The sequence below is a fragment of the Nocardiopsis sp. EMB25 genome (assembly GCF_026797795.1).
Lineage (GTDB): Bacteria > Actinomycetota > Actinomycetes > Streptosporangiales > Streptosporangiaceae > Nocardiopsis > Nocardiopsis lucentensis.
Genome location: NZ_JAMTDN010000001.1, coordinates 158460 through 178256 on the forward strand (window position 1 = coordinate 158460; position 19797 = coordinate 178256).

At 72.0% G+C, this 19797-nt stretch carries 15 protein-coding genes and 2 tRNA genes; 11 read left to right on the top strand and 6 right to left on the bottom strand.

Annotation, left to right across the window (positions count from 1 at the left end; translation table 11 throughout):
• Positions 1-3: 3 nt before the first annotated feature.
• Positions 4-1392 (top strand): DUF6114 domain-containing protein, encoded by a 1389-nt coding sequence (locus tag KIK06_RS00765; RefSeq protein WP_268641495.1) that lies wholly within the window; start codon positions 4-6, stop codon positions 1390-1392.
• A 47-nt stretch (positions 1393-1439) separates the two neighbouring features.
• Here KIK06_RS00765 and KIK06_RS00770 read toward each other — a convergent pair whose 3' ends face one another.
• Positions 1440-3254: a UvrD-helicase domain-containing protein gene (locus KIK06_RS00770; RefSeq protein WP_268641496.1), complete on the bottom strand. Its 1815-nt coding sequence runs from the start codon at positions 3252-3254 to the stop codon at positions 1440-1442.
• An 895-nt stretch (positions 3255-4149) separates the two neighbouring features.
• Between KIK06_RS00770 and KIK06_RS00775 the strand changes: the two genes are divergently transcribed.
• Complete coding sequence (locus KIK06_RS00775) at positions 4150-4755, top strand: SanA/YdcF family protein (protein ID WP_026127811.1); 606 nt, start codon at positions 4150-4152, stop codon at positions 4753-4755.
• A 145-nt stretch (positions 4756-4900) separates the two neighbouring features.
• A complete protein-coding gene (locus KIK06_RS00780) occupies positions 4901-6334 on the top strand; it encodes a hypothetical protein (RefSeq protein WP_017599767.1) in 1434 nt (477 codons plus the stop codon).
• On the opposite strand, the gene KIK06_RS00785 is transcribed toward KIK06_RS00780, so the two are convergent.
• Complete coding sequence (locus KIK06_RS00785) at positions 6331-7080, bottom strand: SanA/YdcF family protein (RefSeq protein ID WP_327084617.1); 750 nt, start codon at positions 7078-7080, stop codon at positions 6331-6333. The two genes, KIK06_RS00780 and KIK06_RS00785, sit on opposite strands and share 4 nt — an antisense overlap.
• Before the next feature lie 125 nt (positions 7081-7205).
• On the opposite strand from KIK06_RS00785, the gene KIK06_RS00790 reads away from it, so the two are divergent.
• Positions 7206-8768, top strand: a complete 1563-nt coding sequence (locus KIK06_RS00790) for a DUF885 family protein (protein ID WP_268641497.1) — start codon at positions 7206-7208, stop codon at positions 8766-8768.
• A 41-nt stretch (positions 8769-8809) separates the two neighbouring features.
• Here the strand turns inward: KIK06_RS00790 and KIK06_RS00795 are convergent, their stop codons facing one another.
• The gene (locus KIK06_RS00795; RefSeq protein WP_268641498.1) at positions 8810-9811 is read right to left on the bottom strand and encodes an N-acetylmuramic acid 6-phosphate etherase; all 1002 of its coding nucleotides are present in this window, start codon (positions 9809-9811) and stop codon (positions 8810-8812) included.
• 70 nt (positions 9812-9881) lie between these two features.
• The gene (locus KIK06_RS00800; RefSeq protein WP_268641499.1) at positions 9882-10862 is read right to left on the bottom strand and encodes a MurR/RpiR family transcriptional regulator; all 981 of its coding nucleotides are present in this window, start codon (positions 10860-10862) and stop codon (positions 9882-9884) included.
• Positions 10863-11060: 198 nt separating this feature from the next.
• Between KIK06_RS00800 and KIK06_RS00805 the strand changes: the two genes are divergently transcribed.
• The 7 genes from KIK06_RS00805 to KIK06_RS00835 all read left to right on the top strand — a co-directional run bounded on the left by KIK06_RS00805 (position 11061) and on the right by KIK06_RS00835 (position 16194).
• Positions 11061-12848: an AfsR/SARP family transcriptional regulator gene (locus KIK06_RS00805; protein ID WP_268641500.1), complete on the top strand. Its 1788-nt coding sequence runs from the start codon at positions 11061-11063 to the stop codon at positions 12846-12848.
• Positions 12849-12975: 127 nt separating this feature from the next.
• Positions 12976-13161: a hypothetical protein gene (locus KIK06_RS00810; protein ID WP_017599761.1), complete on the top strand. Its 186-nt coding sequence runs from the start codon at positions 12976-12978 to the stop codon at positions 13159-13161.
• Between the two features lie 158 nt (positions 13162-13319).
• Positions 13320-13392: transfer RNA gene (locus KIK06_RS00815), tRNA-Lys, on the top strand.
• A gap of 180 nt (positions 13393-13572) precedes the next feature.
• Positions 13573-13645: transfer RNA gene (locus tag KIK06_RS00820), tRNA-Lys, on the top strand.
• A 414-nt stretch (positions 13646-14059) separates the two neighbouring features.
• Positions 14060-14542, top strand: a complete 483-nt coding sequence (locus tag KIK06_RS00825) for a hypothetical protein (protein ID WP_017599760.1) — start codon at positions 14060-14062, stop codon at positions 14540-14542.
• Between the two features lie 264 nt (positions 14543-14806).
• The gene (locus tag KIK06_RS00830) at positions 14807-15391 is read left to right on the top strand and encodes a hypothetical protein (RefSeq protein WP_268641501.1); all 585 of its coding nucleotides are present in this window, start codon (positions 14807-14809) and stop codon (positions 15389-15391) included.
• A gap of 203 nt (positions 15392-15594) precedes the next feature.
• A complete protein-coding gene (locus KIK06_RS00835; RefSeq protein ID WP_268641502.1) occupies positions 15595-16194 on the top strand; it encodes a septum formation family protein in 600 nt (199 codons plus the stop codon).
• Between the two features lie 81 nt (positions 16195-16275).
• On the opposite strand, the gene KIK06_RS00840 is transcribed toward KIK06_RS00835, so the two are convergent.
• Together KIK06_RS00840 and KIK06_RS00845 are read right to left on the bottom strand one after the other, a co-directional pair.
• Positions 16276-17928 (bottom strand): IS1182 family transposase, encoded by a 1653-nt coding sequence (locus KIK06_RS00840; protein ID WP_268641503.1) that lies wholly within the window; start codon positions 17926-17928, stop codon positions 16276-16278.
• 137 nt (positions 17929-18065) lie between these two features.
• Positions 18066-19712, bottom strand: a complete 1647-nt coding sequence (locus KIK06_RS00845) for an alpha/beta fold hydrolase (protein WP_268641504.1) — start codon at positions 19710-19712, stop codon at positions 18066-18068.
• Between the last annotated feature and the right edge of the window lie 85 nt (positions 19713-19797).

Here is a 19797-nt window from a genome sequence, read left to right on the forward strand (position 1 = left end):
CCCATGGCCCACGCACTCGACGCGCTCAGCGCGGTCTGGGGACGGTTCCGCTCCTGGCGGCGCACCCGACCGTTCTGGGGCGGCCTGCTGCTCGTCGCCGCGGGTGTGGAGCTCTTGGTCGCACCCGCCGCGCAGAGCCTGATCCTGCCGATCGACCTGATCATCTACGCCGGTATCGCCGGTGTGTCCGGCACCCTCATCGGTGTCCTGCTGATCGCGATCGGGGTGCTCAGCTGGCTCCAGCCGGTGCAGCACACCTTCTTCGGGCTGGTCGGGCTCCTGTTGGCGCTCGTGTCCTTCGTGACGTCCAACTTCGGTGGGTTCGTCATCGGGATGCTGCTCGGCATCGTCGGCGCCTCGCTCGTCTTCGCGTGGGCACCACGCGTGCGGCGGCGACCACGTGGTCGCCGCCGCACGCGGCCTCTCCGCGGCGCCGACACGGTGACCGGGGACGGTGACGCGGAGGAGGACGACGGTGGGGAGGGCGGCGCCGACGGGACCGTCGCCTCAGGCGGGACCCGTCCCCTCGCCGCCCTCGCGCTGCCGCTCGCGTTCGCCCTGACGGTCACGGCCGTCCAGGCGCCCACCGACTGGCCCTGGGACTGGTTCTTCCCGCCGGGGGACGAGGAGGAGCAACCCTCCGATGCTCCCTCCGACGGGACCTCTCCCACGGACGGCCCCTCCGACACCCCCTCAGAGGATCCCTCCGCCGACCCGACGGCCGAACCCACTGACGGCGACCCCGACGACCCCCCGGAGGGGCCCGGTGACGGCGGTGACCCGGCCGATCCCGGGGCGGAGGACGGCGCCGAGGACGAGGAGAGGGAAAGCGAGGAGGACGCCGACCCGTCCGACTGCCCGATCGTGACCGGTACGACCGGAGAGGCCGAGACCGAGGAGGAACTCCTGTCGGCCGTCCGCGCCTGCCAGGCCGCGGAGGAGGAGGGCGACCTTCCGGACGCCGTGGTCGACGAGACCTACGACTGTTTCTCCGGCGCGACCAGCACCGGCGGTCTGAACGCGGACCGCCTCACGATGAGCGGGGCCAGGTACGACGGTGTCGTGGAGTGCCCCACCGCGGACGGTCCCCGCCGTTACCTCCGGCTCTCCATGAGCCGGGCGGACCTGCGCGGCGCCGAACTGTGGTTCGAGGACGCCGGGACCCGGATGAGCCTCGGACTGCCCACCCTGACCATGGAGGGCAGCGTGGAGATGCACGTCACCCGCATGCACGTGCACATCCTGGGCATCCCGCTCACCTTCACCCCGGACTTCCCGCCCCCGCTGCTGCTCCCGTACATGATCGTCACCGACGTCGACGTGGCCAACCCGATGGCCAGCACCGACCTCATGACCATCCCCGGCTTCGACGGCCGCTACAGCGGGGCCTGAGGACCGGATCCGACGGGGGCGCCGAGCACGGCGCCCCCGTCACCCGCTCACCAGGAGTCGGCGATGAGGCGGCTGGGCCGGCCCACGTGCGACACGTACAGCGCGTCCCTGGCCCGCGTCGCGGCGACGAACAGCAGCGTCCGCTCCCGCTGGAAGGTGTGCTCCAGGGCGACCTGGTCGCCGTCGGCCGCCTCGATGGCCGCCTTGGGGGGAAGCAGGTGGTCGCTCACCCCCACCAGGGCCACACAGCGGAACTCCTGTCCCTTGAGCCGGTGCATCGTGCCGACCCGCACCGCCTCGCCTCCGTCGGGGCCCTCCAACGGTGCGGTGCGCACGTCGCGCGCCTCCAGTTCCTTGGCGACACCGCGCGCCACCCACTGGTTGCGTCCGGCCACGGCGATATCGCTCGGGTCGACCCCGGCCTCCAGCCACACCCGGACCCAGTCGCCGAGCGCGCTGATCTCCTCGGCGCGGTTGGCGCACCCGCGCACCACCGGGGCCGGACCGCGCAGGAGGGAACGGTAACCGGCGAGGGTGTCGGCGTCGTCGTCCATCCCCAGGGCGGCACGGCGGCCCAGGATCGGCATGCTCCAGTCGAGGATCTCCTGTGTGACCCGGTAGCTGACCCGCAGCCGGTGTCCGCGTCCGCGCACGTTGATGCCGAGGGAGGCCAGGGAGACCCGGTTGTCGGACACCCGCTGGTGCGGGTCGGCGACGATGAACAGGTCGTCCGGGCCCTCCGGCACGGCGGCGCGGAGCATCCGCCACTGGGCGGGGTGCAGGTCCTGGGCCTCATCGATCACGGCGTGCCGGAACAGCGGCTCGCCCCGCTCCAGCAGCCGCGCCGCCTCGGCCGCCAGCTGGGGGTGCGACCACAGACCCTCCACACGCATGGCTCCGACGTAGCGGCGGACCGTCTCCCACACCTGACGGCGGTGCTCGGGGGCCAGGTGCTGGATCCGACCGCTGCGCTCGCAGCGGATGTACTGCGGCAGCAGCTCCAGGTTCTGGGCGAGGATGACCTGTTCCCACTCGTCGACGAGGAAGCGGCCCGAGAAGGGCAGTCCGTCGGCGACCGCCACCGCGCGCCAGCGCTGGGCCAGCTCGTCCCCGCTGATGAGGTGGGGCGCCACGCTGGAGTGCGCCTGGACCACGGAGCGCGCGAGGCTGTCGATGGTGGCCACCCGCACGCGGGAGCGGGTGCCGGGGTCGGGCAGTAGCTGGTCGAGGCGGTCGGAGAGGGTCTGGGCGAGCGACCGGTTGTAGGTGGTGAGCAGGACCGACTCGCGAGGGTCGTCGGGGCGGGCGGCGGCGTCGCGCAGGGCCAGGTGGGCGGCGCGGTGCAGGGCCAGGACCGTCTTTCCGGTCCCCGGGCCGCCGGTGACCTGTGTGGACCCGTTGAAGTGCGCCTCGGCGAGCTCGTGCTGGTCGGGGTGCAGGGTGATCTGCCACTGGTCGAAGGGCGCGCGCAGGGCCCCGGACAGTTCGGGCGGACCGGTGGGCGTGGGGTCGACGTTCCCGGGGCCTGCGACGGTGGGGACGCCGGGGCGCAGTCCGCGGGCGAAGCGGAGCGCCTCGTCGCGGGGGCGCACGGCGATGAGGCGGTACCGGGGGGTGTCGTCCTCGGGCCGGTCGGCGGGATCGCGCTCCTCGACCTCGGGGTTGGGCAGGACGACGCCGGACCAGTCGGGGGCGATGCTGACGACCCGGACGCGCGGGTCGGCGGCGCCCTCGACGGTCTCCAGAGCCGGGTGGTCGCCTGCCTGGTAGGCGCGCATCGCGCTCAGCGCGAGGAGCTGGACGTCGGGCGTGAGGCGGGAGAAGTCGCTGAGAAACGTCGGGGCGATCGCAAGGGCGGACACGTCGTGGTTTCCTCCGGTCTTCGACCAAGTGGTGTCGGGCTGTACTGGGCGGTCGGAGCGGATGGTGTCGGGCGGGTGGCGGCGTTCGGCGCGCCGTCGCTCTACGTGAATGATGCTCGCGGCGGAATTCCGGCAAACGCCGCGATGAAGGCGATTCTCGGCATGTTCGAGGCGAGTGTGAGGCATCGTGTTCATGCAGGTCAAAAGCACGTTTACGGAAGTCAGTTCGATGCGTTCGGGAGACTCTCTCCGGGCTCGTCGCGGTGGGCCCCGTGACCTGCGGTTCTTCCTGTGCCTCCTAAGTCCGTAAGTGCCTTATCGTCCTGTCCGAAACTCGGGCACTGGGTGATCGAAGCCCTGTTCCGGTCGGTGGTCGTGGGGGAGGTGAGGTGTCCTCGACCGGGGACGACGACGACCGAAAACGGGAACGCGCCGTGACGGGCCGGACGAGGCGAACCGGGGCGGCCGGTACGCCGCGGAGCGCGGACGGCGGGGGAGGGCCCGGTCGGCCGATCACACCGCCAACGGCATGGCCGGATCCGGACACGCCCTGTCCGTGCCCGCCCCCGCGCGGGATCGTGTACGGCACGGAGCACGCGGACCACGCGTGGTTCAGGGCCCTGCCGGGGTCCGTCCTACCCCGGCAGAGTCCTCAACCACCCTGGACATCCGGTACCCGGTGCCGGTCGGTGGCAAAGCGCTCCGGAACCGGGAACCTCGTGCGGTGGGTTCCGGCGCCGCCCGGCCTCGACCGGGCGCACCCATGATGGCTCAGAGGAACGACAAAGCGACGGTCGGTGCCTCCGACCCGTGCCGTCCGACGGCCCCGGCGCCGGCACCCCGCCGGTAGGCCATGATGGGTGCGCACACGCGTCGGAAGAGGAAGGCGGCCGTGGTGGCTGTGTGGATCGTGGCGATCGGGGTCGGCGCGCCGGCCCTGGCACTGGCGCCGTTCGCGTGGACGTACCTGGCCAGCGCCGGCCGGCGCAGGAGCCCGCTGACCGTGCCGTACCGGCCCGTCGCCGTCGTCCTGGGCGCCGCGGCCTGGAATGACGGGCCCTCGCCCCTGCTCGCCCGCAGGCTCGACATCGCCGTGCGCCTGTTCGAGGAGGACCGGGTCGAACGGATCATCGTCTCGGGCGACAACCGCGAGGTCTCCCGCCGTGAGACCGACACCATGACCGGGTACCTGGTCGCCCACGGAGTTCCGGCCGACCGGATCGACGCCGACCGCTACGGGTACCGGACCTGGGACACCTGCGTGCGGGTGCGCGACCTGTTCGGGGTCGACGCGGCCACGATGGTCACCCAGTCCTTCCACCTGCCACGCACCGTCGCGCTCGCCCGCGCGGCCGGGATCGACGCCGTCGGCGTCGGCGACCCGAGTCTGGGGGCCCGCCGGCGATCCACGGTCATCGGCTACACACGGGAGGTCGGCGCGGCCGTCAAGGCCCTGCGCGACGCCGTACGCCGCCCCGCCCCGGCCCACGCGGAGCCCTGACGGCAGCCGACCGCGAGCCCTTCCGGTTCGCACGGACGACGCTCCGCGTTTCCCACCTTTCATCTGCTTGTTTGTAGGCTCCCAGCAGGAAGGAGGTGGGTGCCGCCTCCCCGCCGAGGACGGGCGGTCCACACCCACGAACACAATGAACGCGACCACGGGTAACGGCTCACACGACGGCGCGCGGGAGGTGGACTGGGTCGCTCTGGCCCCCGAGGGGGGTGAGCGAGTCCCCCAACTCCTGGAATCCCTCGCCGGGAGCGACGCGGCGCTCTCCGAGCTCCACGACATCATCCACTTCCCCGCGCCCGGCCACCGCGCCGCGCCCCGGGCGGTCGACTTCCTCGTCGACATCGCCTGCTCACCGGACACCCCGATCACCGACCGCTGGCGTCCGCTCAGCCTCCTCCTGGAACTGGTGAGCGGCCACGCCGAGGACCACTTCCCGCAGCCCCGCGACCTCCAGCAGTGGCGGGACGAGGTCGCCTGGGCGGCCTCCAACGACGCGGAGAAGGTACGCGAGCAGTACCGGAGCTGGATGGAGGAGGCACCGGACGAACAGCAGTACCGGCGCATGCGCAACCGACTGGCCGTCATGCGGGAGCCCGACGGCGCCGCCGTCCTCCAGGCCGAACTGGACACCCACGAGGCGATCCGCGCGCGCGTCCCCGACCTGGTCTCCCTCCTGCGGGGCAGCGGCAACAGGGGCGGCCTGGACCGGGCAGGGGAGTGGGTCAGCTACGTGCTCGCCTTCCTGCACGAGGACGCCGAGTTCATCGCGGCCGAGATCACCGGGGCCTCCCAGTTCCTGCTCGCCAAGGACCTGCGCGGCGCGCCCCAGGCGCCCGCGTCGCTGAGCGAGCTCAGGAACGGCATCGACAACGGGGAACCGCTGGCCGCCGAACTCTTCGCCCTCGGCCTGCTCGCCAGCCCCGAGGACGTCGACATCACCGTCGCGCTCGCCCACGAGATGGCGGGCGGGAACCTCTACAACGCCTTCGCCGCCTCCGTGGCGACGGTGCTCATCCACGGTGAGAACACCCCGCGCGAGGGGCTGCGCCGGATCGGTCGCGGCGGCGGTACCCACGTCGGCTACGAGGGCCTGTTCAACGAGTCCTGGCCGCACTGCGGCACGCGGTCCCCGCAGGTCCTCGGGTTCCTGGCGCTCGGCCGGGCCGGAGACCGCGCCCGCCGACTGCGACTGGACATGCTGCCGGGGCTGATCAAGGGCGAGTCCGACTCACGCGCACTGGTCACCGGAGTCGGCCTGGAGACGGTGCTGGGCCCCCGCTCCCGGGAGTACTCGGCTGAGGAGCACGCCCGGGCCGACTACGACGAGGAGACACTCAAGGTCCTGTGGGCGATCGCCGAACTGCCCGCCTCCGCCTGGGAGGACGAGGAGTTCACCGACACCCTGGGCGCCTGGGCGCTGCCGGAGGACCCCGCGCGGTTCTGCGAACTCGTCGGAGTGGAACCCGAGCCCGCGCAACCGCGGGCCGCCGAGACCCCCGAGACGGGGCCCCCGGGGCGGACAGCCGAGCGCGGAGGCCTGTTCGGGCGCCTCTTCGGTGGACGTTAGGCGGCGGCCAGGGCGTCGTCCACCCCGGACTCGTACTCGCCGAGGAACACGGGATCGGGGCGCAGCGCCATCGTGAGGAACGCGGCCGCGGTCGCGGGGACCTCCCGGAGCCAGCCGTAGACGGTGGCGGCGGTGCGCTCGCGCAGGCTGGAGTCGGCCACCCCCACCGCGTCGATCCCAGCCGTCCGGCACAGGCCCACGGCGCGCGGCAGGTGGAAGTCCTGGGTGACGACCGTGGCCGCCTCCACCCCGAACACCTCGTTGGCCCGAGCGCAGGAGTCCCAGGTGGAAAAGCCCGCGTAGTCGGCGACGACGTGCTCCTCGGGGACCCCTGCGGCCACCAGGTAGCCGCGCATGGTGTCGGGCTCGTTGTAGTGCTCGACGCTGTTGTCCCCGCTGACCAGGATCGCCTGGACGCGGCCGTCGAAGTAGAGGTCGGCGGCGGTGTCCAGGCGGCGGGCGAGCAACAGGGTCGGGTGCCCGTCGGAACGCACCCCCGCGCCGAGCACGAGGGCCACCGGGCGGTCGGGCACGGTCGCGGCGGAGTGGCGGTCGGCGGAGGTGGACACGAGCGACCACACGAACGGTGCGCAGCCCACCAGGACGGCGGCCACGGTCAGAGCACCGAGGATCCGCCGCCAGGGGCGCCCGGGCGCGTCGGCGTCGTCCTCGTCACGTTCGTCCCGGTCCACGGGCTCCTCGCGGTCGTCGGCGGGCTCGGAAGGTGTGGAGTCAGAGGTCGTCACATCCGGGGAGACGATCCGACGGGCGGTCGGGTTCCGGGTTCGCCCCGTGTTCACGTTCCCGCCGTTCGCGGGCGTTCGCCGAACCGGGTTCTGGGCCCGTGGAGGCGGTGGTTTAGGGTCATCGGATGTCTGAGAAACCAGGACACGAACTTCTTCCGCGACTGCGGGCGCTGGCCGACCTCACCCCCGGTGCCATGCGCGAGGGCGCGGGCATGCACGAGTACGACGGCGTCGTCGCCGACCTGTCTCCCGAGGGGGTCCGCACGGGCCTGGCCGCCCTCGGCGGGGCCCGCCTCGACGACCCCCACGACGAGGCCCACCTGGCCGCCTTCGAGGACGGACTCCGCGTGGAACTGGGTGAACTCCAGCTGCACCGCGCCAACCCGCTCCACCACCTCGGCGAGCTCGACGTCTCCTGCTACGACAGGGCCTACGCCCCCGAGGAGGAGCGCGACCGCGCCAGAACGGCCCACCTGGAGCAGTGGCCCGAAACCGTGGACCACGCGATCGAGGCGCTGGACCGCCTCTCCGCCCCCGTCGCCCGGTCGCTCCTGGGCGCGGTGAGGGGCGCGGCCGAGGGGCTGCCCGACACCGTTCCCAGCGAGGTCCGCCGCACCGCCCTGGCCGCCCACGCCCGTCTGGTCGCCCACGTGGAGGAGGCCGCCGTCTCCGGGCCCGGCAGCGCCGCGCTGGGCGCGGACGGCCTGAGCAGGCTCATGGGCGTCTCCGAGGCCGCCACCGTCGACCTCGCCGGCCTGGCCGCCCGAGCCGACGCCGAACGCGATCGCCTGCGTGAACGGCTGGCCGAGGCCACCGGACGCCTGGCGCCCGGCCGTGACCCTATGGAGGTCAGCCGGGAACTGACGCGCCAGCACCCGGACGCCGAGGGCGTCCTCGACGCCGCACGCGGCTGGACCCGCCTCGCCCTCGACTTCACCGCCGAACGCGGCCTGGCTCCGTACGGCGACGGCGAGTGCAGTGTGGACGCCTCCCCGCCCTCCCAGCGGTGGGCCACCGCGATGATGGCCTGGTCGGGGCCGTGGGAGGCGGACACCCCGTCCTTCTACCACATCACCCCGCCCGATCCCGCCTGGTCGGCGGAGGAGGCCGCGGAGTGGCTGGAGATGTTCAGCCACACCACCCTCCCCGCCGTCAGCGTCCACGAGGTGGCACCCGGCCACTACTCCCACGGCCGCGCGTTGCGCCGGGCGCCCAGCGCGGTCCGCCGTGCCCTGCACTCGATGACCTTCGCGGAGGGGTGGGCGCACTACGCCGAGGAGATGTGCCTGGAGGAGGGCTTCGGCGCGTACGCGGCCGAACGCCTGGGTGACCCGGGCTGGACCGGGACCCACTACGAGATCGGCGTGTGGCTGGAGGCCCTGATCCGCGTGACCCGCCTCTCCGTCGCCATCGGCGTGCACACCGGAGGGATGACCGTGGAGGAGGCGGCCACCCGCTTCTCGACGGACACACCGCTCCAGGGGCCCGCGGCCCTGTCCGAGGCCAATCGGGCCACCTTCGACCCCACCTACGGCCGCTACACCTGGGGCAAGCTGGAAATCCTCGCGCTCCGGGAGCGGGCCCGGGAGCGGTGGGGCGACGGGTTCTCCCTCGCCCGGTTCCACCGGGCCATGCTCGACCTGGGCTCGCCGCCGCTCGGCCTCCTCGACACGGCCCTGGAGGGTTAGCGGTCACCCGAAGCGAAGCGGCAGGCCCAGAGAGAACACGGTCACACCGTCTGGTCGGGCGCACCCAGCTCGGCCAGGGCGGCGCGGACACGACCCCCACCCGTGGACAGTGCCCGCGCCGCCCGCGTCGGATCCACGTCGGCCAACAGCGACACCAGCGCCACGCGGGTGTCGCCGTTGGCCGCGGTCAACGCCTTCGCGCACGCCCGCTCGCCCAGTCCGGTCGCCTGCGACAGGATGGTCACCACGCGTCCGCGCAGCTTGCTGTTGGTGGCGTCGACACCGACCATGAGGTTCGAGTAGGTCCGCCCCATCCGCACCATGACGGCGGTCGAGAACGCGTTCAGCGCCAGTTTCTGCGCCGTACCCGCCTTCATCCGCGTGGACCCGGCGATCACCTCGGCGCCGGTGTCCATCCCCACGTGCACGTCCGCGCCCGCGGCCAGCGGTGAACCCGGGTTCGCGCTGATCAGTACCGTCGCCGCGGACCGCTCCCGGGCCGCCTCCAACGCGCCGCCCACATAGGGGGTGCGCCCGCTCGCCGCCAGTCCCACGGCGAGTGATCCGGGCGCCACACCGGCCGCGTCGATCCGCCCGGACTCCCAGTCGTCCTCGATCCCCTCCACCGCGTGCGCCAGGGCGTCACCGCCCCCCGCGTGGTGGGCGATCACCCACTCCGCGGGCACGCCGTAGGTGGGCGGCAGTTCGGCGGCGTCCTGGGCCGCGATCCGCCCCGAGGTGCCGGCGCCGAAGTAGTGGATGGCCGCGCCGGACTCCAGCGCCGCCACCCCCAGGTCGACGGCGCGCGCCAGTTCCGGCAGGGCCGCGGCCACGACGGCCGGCACCGTCGTGTCCTCCGCGTTGATCTGCCGCAGGATGTCCAGCGACGAGAGCAGGTCGATGTCGTGGGTCCCCGAGTTGCGGGCCTCGGTGGGCGACCGGACGATCACGGTGTCGCCGCCTCCCGGAGGCCAGGCGGCGCGGTGTTCCCCGGGGCCGTCGTCCGTACCGCTGTGCACAGCGCTCTCCTGTTCGGTCCGCACCGGCAGCCGTTCCCTTCCGTGAGTGGTCGTCCCCGCACCGTCACCGTGGTGCGGTGCGGGACGGCTCGGATCACTCGTCGCCCGCGCCCGCGGCGTCGGGGACCTCACCGTTTCTGCGGCGTCTGCGGTCGTCGTGGATGCGCAGCCCCCGGACGGCCTCGTAGGTGGTCTCCAGGGCGGTGCGGCTCTCCGTGTAACGGCTCTGAGCCAGTCCCACGAAGAGGCAGTCCACGACCGTGAGCTGGGCGAGTCTGCTCGCGGTCGCTCCCGACCGGAACGTGGTCTCGCGCGCCGCGGTGGTGAGCACATGGTCGGCGAAGCCGATGGGGGAGCGGGGGAAGTTGGTGATGGCCACCGTCCGCGCTCCGCGCCGTCCCGCCTCGGTCAGGGCCTGCACGGTGTCGATCGTGGTGCCGCTGTGGGAGATGCCGATCGCCACGTCCCGTTCGTCGAGCAGTGCCGCGCTGGTCAGCATGACGTGGGCGTCCGCCCACGCGAAGGACGTCATCCCGATCCGGTGCAGTTTCTGCTGCAGGTCGGCACCGACGAAGGCGCTCGCGCCGACACCGTACACGTCGATCCGTCGGGCCGCCGCCATGCCGTCGATGACCGAGCGCAGCACGTCGACGTCGAGTGCCGCCCCGGTCTCCTCGACGGCCCGCGCGTCGGTGTAGGCGATCTTCTGGACCACGGTGACCAGGGTGTCGTCCGGGTCGATGTCGCTGGCCATCTCGGGCGCCCCGGAGCGGGCGCCGCGCGCTTGACCGGCCTCCGTGGCCAGGGCCAGACGCAGCTCGCGGTAACCGCTGAAGTCGATGGTCCGACAGAAGCGGATCACGGTGGCCTCGGAGGTGGCGCAGTCCTTGGCGAGCTGGGTGATGGACGATGCCGCCGCGCGCTCGGGGTCGTCGACGATCCGTTGGGCGACCCGCCGCTCGGCCGGGGCGAGCGACGGGATCAGCGACCGGATCCGCAGGACCGTGGTGGGAACCGCGGGGGCGGGGGCGTTCCCGGCGGCCTGGTCGCCGGAAGACTTCGGGATTTGCGCCATGGAGGAAAGTTTCTTTCGGTCGTGGTGCAGAGTCAACGCGCGGAAGGGAAAAAGCGGGAGAATCAAGGATGACAAGGCACGCCTCCGGCGGCAAGTACCTGGGTGGAGATTGCGAAATCCCAGTTCAGAGGGCACTCTGGGGTCGGGCGTCACGGCTCGCCGCTGAGGTTGGCGCCGTTTGGCAGGGGGGATGGTGCTGTGTCGCGACGCGACTCGGCGAGACGCCGGTACGCCACGACCGCCGACACCCGACACGCGGAACCGCCCTCGAGGGGGCGTCCGCCCGGGAGCCTTCGCGTCACGGTCCTCGGCCGTCTCGGAGCCGAGGTCGACGGGGTCGCGCTCCCGTTGCGCGGCGGCAAGCGTCGGGCCCTGCTGGCATCCCTGTTCCTCGGTGCGGGGCGGACCCTGGCCGTGGAGGACCTCGTCGAACGCGTGTGGGGGGTCCCGCCGGACCAGGCCAACCGCAGTGCCCTCCAGGTGCACGTGGCCCGTGCCCGCGCCCTGTTCGACACGCACTGCGGCCGACCGCTCATCCTGGGCGGCGAGGGCGGCTACCGGATCGAGCTCGACGAGACCGAATCCGACCTGCTCACCTTCCGATCCCTGGTCCGCCGGGCCGGCGCGGCCGACTCCCCGGGGGCCCGAACCGACCTGCTGATCCACGCCCTGGGGCTGTGGCGCGGCCCCGTCCTGGGCGATGTCACCAGCACCGTCCTGCACGCCCGCGACGTCGCTCCGCTGCACGAGGAGCTGCTGCGCGTCGCCGAGGAGGGGTTCGGAGCCGCACTCGACCGCGGTGACCACGAGGAGGTCGCGCGTCGGGTCGCCCCGGTCGCCGCCGACCACCCCGAACGCGAACCCCTGGCCCGCATCCGCATGGTCGCCCTCTACCGTGCGGGGCGTTCCAGTGAGGCACTGCGCGTGTACGCGCGTACACGCGCGGTCCTGGCCGAACGCCTTGGAGCGGATCCGGGCCGAGAACTTCGGGAGACCTTCCACGGCATCCTGCGGGGCGACCTCGACCGGGTGCCGCGCGTTCCGCGCCCCCGCGCCCTGGGCGGTGCGGACGCGGCGGGCCTGGAGGGGACCTTGCGGTCGGGGCGGGCGGCCGATCCCCCCGATTCCGGGATGGTTCCCGCCGAACTGCCCGCGGCGGTCACGCCCCTGGTGGGTAGGGAACGGGCACTGGCCGAACTCGACCGGCTGGTCGACCCCTGCGGTCTGATGCCCGGCGGGGTGCTGGTGCGCGGACCGGCGGGTGCGGGGAGCAGCGCCCTCGCCGTGCGCTGGGCGCACGGCGCGGCGGCGCACTTCCCGGACGGGCAGCTCTACGTCAACCTCCGCGGTGAGGACGGGCGGCCGCGTGATCCGGCCGAGGTGCTGCGCCGCCTGCTGCGTTCCCTGACCGGAGGCGCCGAGGTCCCCCCGGACCTGGGAGCGGACGAGGTGGCGGCGCGGGCGCGGACGCTCACCGCCCGCCGACGCGTCCTGCTCGTCCTGGACAACGCGGTCTCCGCCCGGCAGGTACGTCCTCTGTTGCCCGGGGGGACCGGGTGCGCGGCGGTGGTCACCAGCCGGTACTGGTTGACCGACCTGCTGGTTCGGGACGGGCTGCGAGTGCTGCCGGTGGGCGCCCTGGAGCAGGAGGAGGCGGTCGCGCTCCTGGAGTCATTGGTGGCGCCCGAGCGTTGTTCCGGGGAGGGGCTGGAGCGGCTCGCCCGGCTGGCCGGTTGCCTGCCGCTGTCGCTGCGCATGGCGGTCGCGTGGCTGGACACCCGCCCGAGCCGGTCGGTGGACGACCTGGTGCGGGCGGTGGAGGGGGTGGACCCGGCGCGCGGTGGGACACCCACGGCTCGGATGGCCGCGGTGTTGCGCGCCGGGCCCGAGGAGGGCCGCCTCGGCCGCGGGGAAGTACCGGCCGGACCCGGCCCACCGGACACGAGTCTCGAGCCCCGGTCTTACGCGCCGCTTTCGCCTGGGTGAGTTTCGCCGGCCACGCGGGAGAAGAGGATCTCGGTGGGTCGTGAGAAACCCAAGGGGCGGTTGTGATCTCGGTTCGATCCGTTCTCGGGGGTCCTCACGGGCCGCGTGAGTCGCTAGTGTCGATCACATGACACAGAACAATGATCCCAACGTCGACCCGGCGGGGAACACACAGCACTTCCGCCGTTTCGTCGATGAGAATCCCGTGACCGACGAGCCCGCGCGCCGACCGATCGTTCCGCTCGTCCTGGCCGGTGTCGGTGTGGTCCTCGTCATCGCCGTGGCCGTCATCGTCTTCCTCGCTCTCACCTAGGCCCCCTTGTTCCGGGCCGTCGCCTCGCCTCGGCCCCGAGCACGGGTCAGGGGCGTCCTGAGTGGCCGTTCCATCGGTTCGCGGCCGCCCCGAGGTCCTGCTAAGGTTGTCGTTGTCGCCAGGGAGGACGGCCCACCGGCCGCCCTGGAACACGACGAGCGTCATTAGCTCAGTTGGCAGAGCAGCTGACTCTTAATCAGCGGGTCCGGGGTTCGAGTCCCTGATGACGCACGCCGGAACGGTCCCGGTCGGGAGGTCACGCCCCCCGACCGGGACCGTTCGTCTTCTCCGCCGCCCGCGTTCACCCTGGTGGCGTGCCCCACACGGAGCCGCCGCCGGTTCGGGGCGGTCCGGAGATCCGGTAGAGTTGAATCCGTTGCCGCGGCGGGCCGAAGGCCCCCGAGACGACGAGCGTCGTTAGCTCAGTTGGCAGAGCAGCTGACTCTTAATCAGCGGGTCCGGGGTTCGAGTCCCTGACGACGCACAGACAAGGCCCTGGTCGATCGACCAGGGCCTTCGTGTTGTGCGGGGTGTGATTCCGCCCACGGCCACCCCTCGCCCCGCCGGGTCTTCTCCGGCGGTGTGCCGAACCACCGTCGAACCCCGGAAGGGCCCACGGCTCAACGGTTTCCCCACTCGCGGCGAATGGTGTTCCGCGCCCCGGCCACTCCGGCCGAGCCCCGGATCCGCGTTCTGTCACAGGCCTGGTTTATTGTTCCCATACCCCTTGGGCGAGGAAATCTCTCCGCCAGGACCTGCAAGTATCACTGGTGGTAGTCATCCATTCGCTATTCGTCGTTTTCTTTATTTCGAATTGACATTCCCCGCCCGGTGGGGAACTCTTGCGACTCGCGCCCCCCCGCGCGAGATCACCCCTGAACACACCCGGAGTACCCTCATGTCTTCCGTCTCCCCCGCTATCCGCACCACCCTGGTGTCCGCGACGGCCGTCGGCGCCGTGCTCGGACTCAGCGGCTGCGGCGCCCTGCTCTCCGTGATCGGCGGCGGCAACGTCTTCGAGCTCAACGTCGGTGACTGCTTCGTCGAGGAGGAACTGAACGCCGCCTTCGGAAGCGAGAAGGTCTCCGACGTGCCGCTGGTCGACTGCGCCGAGCCGCACGACTCCGAGTTCTTCTACGCGGAGGACATGGCGGAGGGTGACTTCCCGGGTGAGGCTGCTGTCGACGCGGCGGTCGAGGACGTGTGCTACGGCGACAACTTCACCGATTTCGTCGGTGTCCCCTACACCGAGTCCGAGATCTACGCCGGTGCGCTCTTCCCGGACGCCACCGGCTGGGAGAACTTCGACGACCGGGAGATCATCTGCTACGTGTTCACCGAGGAGATGGTCACCGGCACCCTCGAGGGCGCCAACCGCTAGTCGTCCGGAGCCCGCGGTCCCTCGCCCCCTGCCCTGAGCGAAGGCCCGCGTGTGTGCCCAGCCCTGGGGCGGGCCCCGGATCCGACCCGTCCCCCCGCTCGGCTGCCCTGCTGTGGTCACTATGTACCGCCTGCCATTGCCCGGCTGCGGTCCGAAATTGTCCGGCTCCGCCGAAACCTTCCCCGTCTTGGGCGCGTCTGCTCTAGGTGCGCCCACCCGACCTGGAAACGGTCGGGATGTGAACCTCAATCTTCTGGAGTTTTGATGCTGTCCGAAAAGCGCCACACGATGCTCGGCCGAATGGCCCTCGGCACCCTGGCCGCCGGTGCCGCCCTGGCGCTGTCGGCCTGTGCCCCCATCGCCGACATTCTCGGTGGCGGGTCCGTTGAGGTCCCGGAGGTGCCCGAGGTCGACGTCGACCTGGAGACGGACGCCGCGACGGAGGAGGCCGCCCCCGCGGGCCCCGAGGACACTGACGTGTTCCAGCTCGCCGTCGGCGACTGCTTCATCGTGGACGACCTGAACACGGCCTTCATGAGCGAGAGCGTCTCCGAGGTCCCGATCCTCGACTGCTCCGAGGAACACGACGCGGAGATCTTCTACACCTACGACCTGCCGGCGGGCGACTACCCGGGTGCGGACGCGATCGGCACCGACGCGGGCGAGACCTGCTCGGGCCAGGCCTTCACCGACTTCGTCGGTATCGAGTACACGATGTCGGACATCTACATCGACGCCTTCACACCCACCGAGGACGGGTGGAACAGGCTCGACGACCGCGAGGTGGTCTGCTACCTGGACACCCAGGGCGAGCTGATCACCGGCACGCTCGAGGGCGCCAACCGCTAGCCGGCGGCGGAGCGCCGTGCCGGGGCGGGGTCCACACGGGCCCCGCCCCTCGTTGTCACCGGCGGTCCTCCGACGGCTCGGGGGCCGATACTCCCGGCACCTATCGATTCGGTGACATGCCGAACGTTCCTCCCCTTCCGTGCGTCTGTACGGGTGTCACCGGCCTCCCGTCGGTGCGAGTACGACGACCCCGTGGAGTGACCGTGGTGTTCGATACGCGCCGTCCGATACCCGGCCGAACCGCCCTGGGCCTCCTGGCCGTCGGCGCCGCCCTGGCGCTGTCGGCGTGCGGCCCCGTCCCCCTGCTTCCCCCCGCCCTGAGCGACGGCCGGACCCTCGAACCGGAGCCCACCGAGACCTCCAGCCCGGAGCCGCGTCCGACCCCGCCCCCTGAGCCCACCCACACGCCCGAGCCCACCGAGTCCCCCGGCCCGGAGTACGTCAGCGTCTTCGCGCTGGAGGAGGGCGACTGCGTCGCGGAGTTCGAGGGCCGCGAGGGGATCTCCCAGGTGCCGGTCGTCCACTGCGACGAACCGCATCTCTACGAGATCTACTACGCGGGTGACCTCGACGGCGATGAGTATCCCGGAGAGGAGGAGGTCATCTCGATGACCTCCGAGCGGTGCGGGGAGGAGTTCGAGGACTTCGTCGGTGTCGAGCCGACGCGGTCCGAACTGGCGCACAGGTCGCTCTTCCCCACCGAGGACGGCTGGAACGAGGACGACGACCGCGAGATCCTCTGCCTGGTCCACGAGAGGAACGGCGACCAGGTGGCCGGCAGCCTGGAAGGCGCCCGCCGCTGACCCCGACCGCGTGAACGGCCCGCCCCGGCGCCCGGATGCTGTTGGCGAATTCCGGGTCCTGACGTTGCGTCCTGCCGGGCTTCACCCGGCGGGACGCAACGCTGCGACCGGGCTGGTTCGGGTCCGGGCTCGGGGCATGCCCCTCAGATGCGCATCGATGCGCACGAGGTTCATCGCGGCGCCGGTGATCTGGTGCTGCAAGCCGGTCTTGGCCAGACCCCGGTAACGGGATCTGCGCAGCCCGTGGGCCTGCACCCCCTGGGAAACGGCGCCCTCGACCCCGGCCCGGACCTTGTAGCGCTCCTTCCACTCCCCTGTGCTCTGCAAAACACGGGCCTCGTGGAGAACCTCGTGGTCCGCGCGGGGCCGCAACGTCAGCTCACGGCGTTGAGCCTTGGGCGAGCTGACGCAATCACGCAACGCCGGACAGGTACGGCAGTCAGCAGGCGAGAACCTCACCCGGATCACAGCAAGACCGGCCTGGGACCGGCCCTGCCCCCAACCGGTGCTGGTGCGCCCGTGGGGGCACCTCACACTCTGGGCGTCCCAGTCGATGACGAACGCGTCCTGGGAATAGGCGGCATCACCTCTGGTCTGGGCATTGGTGACGGACTTCAACGGCCCGTGCAACTCCACCCCGTGATCGCGGCGGGCCGTGGCCAGGGCGGCGGCGTTGGCATATCCGGAATCAACCCAGTGCTCGGCGGGCAGCAGACCGCGTTCGGCCAGGCCCGCGTGGACGACGGCCGCCATACGGTCGTCGGAGACCGACGCATCGGTGGTGGTGACGTTGGTGATCAGGTGCGGGGCGTCCGCCTCGCAGGTCTCGGTGAGGTGGACCTTGTAACCGGACCAGAGCAGGTCACGTTTGGCCCCGGTGCGGGCCTCCGGGTCATAGGGGGTAACCAGGCGTTCGGCGCTGGGAGGCCGCTCTTTTGGGGCCCTCCGCCGCACCTGCCCCTCCACCTGGTGGAAATGCTGTTCCCACACCCGGCGCAGGCACTCCACCTCGGGCAGATCCCGCAGGCCGGGCGGCGCCTGGGCCGTGTCCACCGCGTTCAGCAGGTGCGTTCCGTCATCGCCGATACGCTGCCCGACCTCGGCGCGTTTGGCCGGGGACTTGGGGAACCGGGAGTCCTCGACCCGGGTGGCGTAGTGGGTGAACCACTCCGTCGGCGCGTGGGTGGCCAGCCAGTCCGGCTCTTGGGAGGCCACGGCGTTCAACGCCCGGCGCAGGGTCTCACCGACCAGTTCGAGCCAGTTCAGGTCCCGGGCGGCCGAGAGCACGTGCGTGGAATCGGTGCGCATCCGGCGGCCTCCGGTGAGCAGCCCGTGATCGCGGGCCGCGGCCAGGACGGAGTCCAGGACCCGGTGCTGCGCGCCGGCGTCGATCAGCCGGTCGCGGAACTCCGAGAGCACCGAGTGGTCGAAACCGGGGTCGGTCAGCTCCAAGCCCAGGGCGTATTTCCAGTCGATGCGGGCCCGGACCGCTTCGGCGGTCTGGCGGTCGGTGAGGCCCTCGACGAACTGCAGCACCGCCACCAGTGCCAACCGGCCCGGTGGCCAGGCCGGTTGCCCCCTGCGGGGGTACAGGTCGGCGAAGTCGGCGTCGTGGAAGAACTCTCCCAGCTCGTCCCGGACCCGAATCGCCAGGCTTGCCCTGGGAAAGGCCGCTCGCGCGATGTGGGCGGTCTGTGCGGGGATCGGGTGCGGGTTCCTCGGGCTCATCGACATCGATCCGCCTTCCAGGACAACGCCGGTCTTCTCCACCGCAAGGGTCTCGAAGACCGGCGTTGGGCGGGGCCCAAACCGAGAATTCGCCAACAGCATCCGGTGGTTCCGGGACGGGCCGCGTCGAGGGAGGGTATTCCCTACCGCCGGACGGCCGACAGCGCGTAGGCGTCCGTCATGGCCTGCCGCACCCCGGCCAGCGCCTCGCCGACCCCGGCGGTCTCCGCCGGGTTCCGGGGCGCGTCGGACGGGCGCGGGAGGCCCGGACAGGTGGCCTCCTCGGGAGCGGCCCCGTCCACCAGGTAGGCGTCGACGGCGTCGGTCACGCAGGACATCCCGGGCATCGAGTAGAAGCCGTGCCCGCCGTCGTCGGCGACGGTGATCAGGGGGTTGTCGAGCCGCTCGGCCATCGCCGGGCCGCCGTCGTAGGCGGTGTTGGCGTCGAACTCACCGGCGATGACCAGCCCGGCCGGGTGGCCGTCGCGCTCGAGGTCGACCAGGGGCTCGACCGGGTCGTAGGAGGCGAAGGTGCACGGCTGCGGTTGGTGTTGGTAGGCGCCCAGGCCGAAGGGGTGCTCCTCGCGGACCTCCCGCATGTCCCGGTAGTACCCGGAGATCCGGTCGGGCCACTCGGCCTCGCACTGCACCGCGATGAGCAGGCCCGCGTTGAACGACTCGTACTCCGGCTCCTCCGCGGCCGCCGCCCCCGCGGACGGCGGGAAGGGCTCGTCGTGGACGAGGTACCAGAGAACGGAGGCGGACACGTCCCACTCGCTCTGGAACCGGGCGTAGTAGCCGACCGCGAAGTCGAAGTCGGCGGTGCCGAACGTCTCCCCCGGAGGGAGCCCGGGGACGTCGTCGCGGGGGTTCTCCCGGAGCCGCCGCGACGTCTCCTCGAAGGTCGCCACGACCTCCTCGGGCGTCGAACCCATGCCGTAGACGTCGTCGCGTTCGGCGATCCAGGGTGTGTAGCGCTCGACGTTGGCGGTGTAGGCCGGGGCCATCCGCGTGAACACGTCGCGCCAGATCCCGTCAGGGTGCACCGAGGAGTCCAGGACGCTGCGGTCCAACCGGTCGGGGAACAGGCTGCCGTACACCGCCCCCAGGTAGGTGCCGTAGGAGACGCCGAAGTAGTTGAGCCTCTCCTCGCCCAGGGCGGCGCGGATGACGTCCATGTCCCGCGCGGTGTTGGCGGTGGTCATGTACGGACGTGTGGCGCCGTCGGCCTGCTGGCAGGCGCGTTCGGCGGCGATCGCCTCGCGCGTGATCCGGGAGAAGTCCGCGTCGTCGGGGCGCGGGACGATCGCTGCCTGGGACACCTCGCACTCCATCCTGGGGGTGGAGGCGCCGCTGCCGCGCGGGTCCATGCCGATGACGTCGTAGACCTCGGCGACCCGTTCGTCGCCGAGTCCGTAGTAGATGCCGCGTTCGGGGTCGTCGGCCAGGGGGAGGGTGCGGCCCGTGCCGCCGGGGCCTCCCGGGTTGGTGAGCAGGATCCCGCGACGCCGTTCGGGGTCGGCGGCGCGTTCGCGGCTGATCGCGATCGTGACGCGCTCGCCGTCGGGGTTCGCGTAGTCCAGGGGCGCCTGGACGTCGGCGCACTCCAGCCCGGCGAGGATCGGCTCCTCGCACGGCGCCCACACGACCTCCTGGTCGTGGAACTCGGCGAGCGGGTCGGCGGATGCGGTGGGGTCGGCGGCGGCGGGGACGGCCGCCGCGAGGGTGAGGGTGAGGGCGCCCGTGAGGACGCCGACGGTTGACGTGGTGATCGTGCGTGCTCCGCGCACGTGTCGCCTCCGCTCTTCGCCCGAGCCGTGGGGGTGCTCGGGTGGCTGTCGTCGGAACCGTCACCGTACGAAGCGAGCGGTGCGG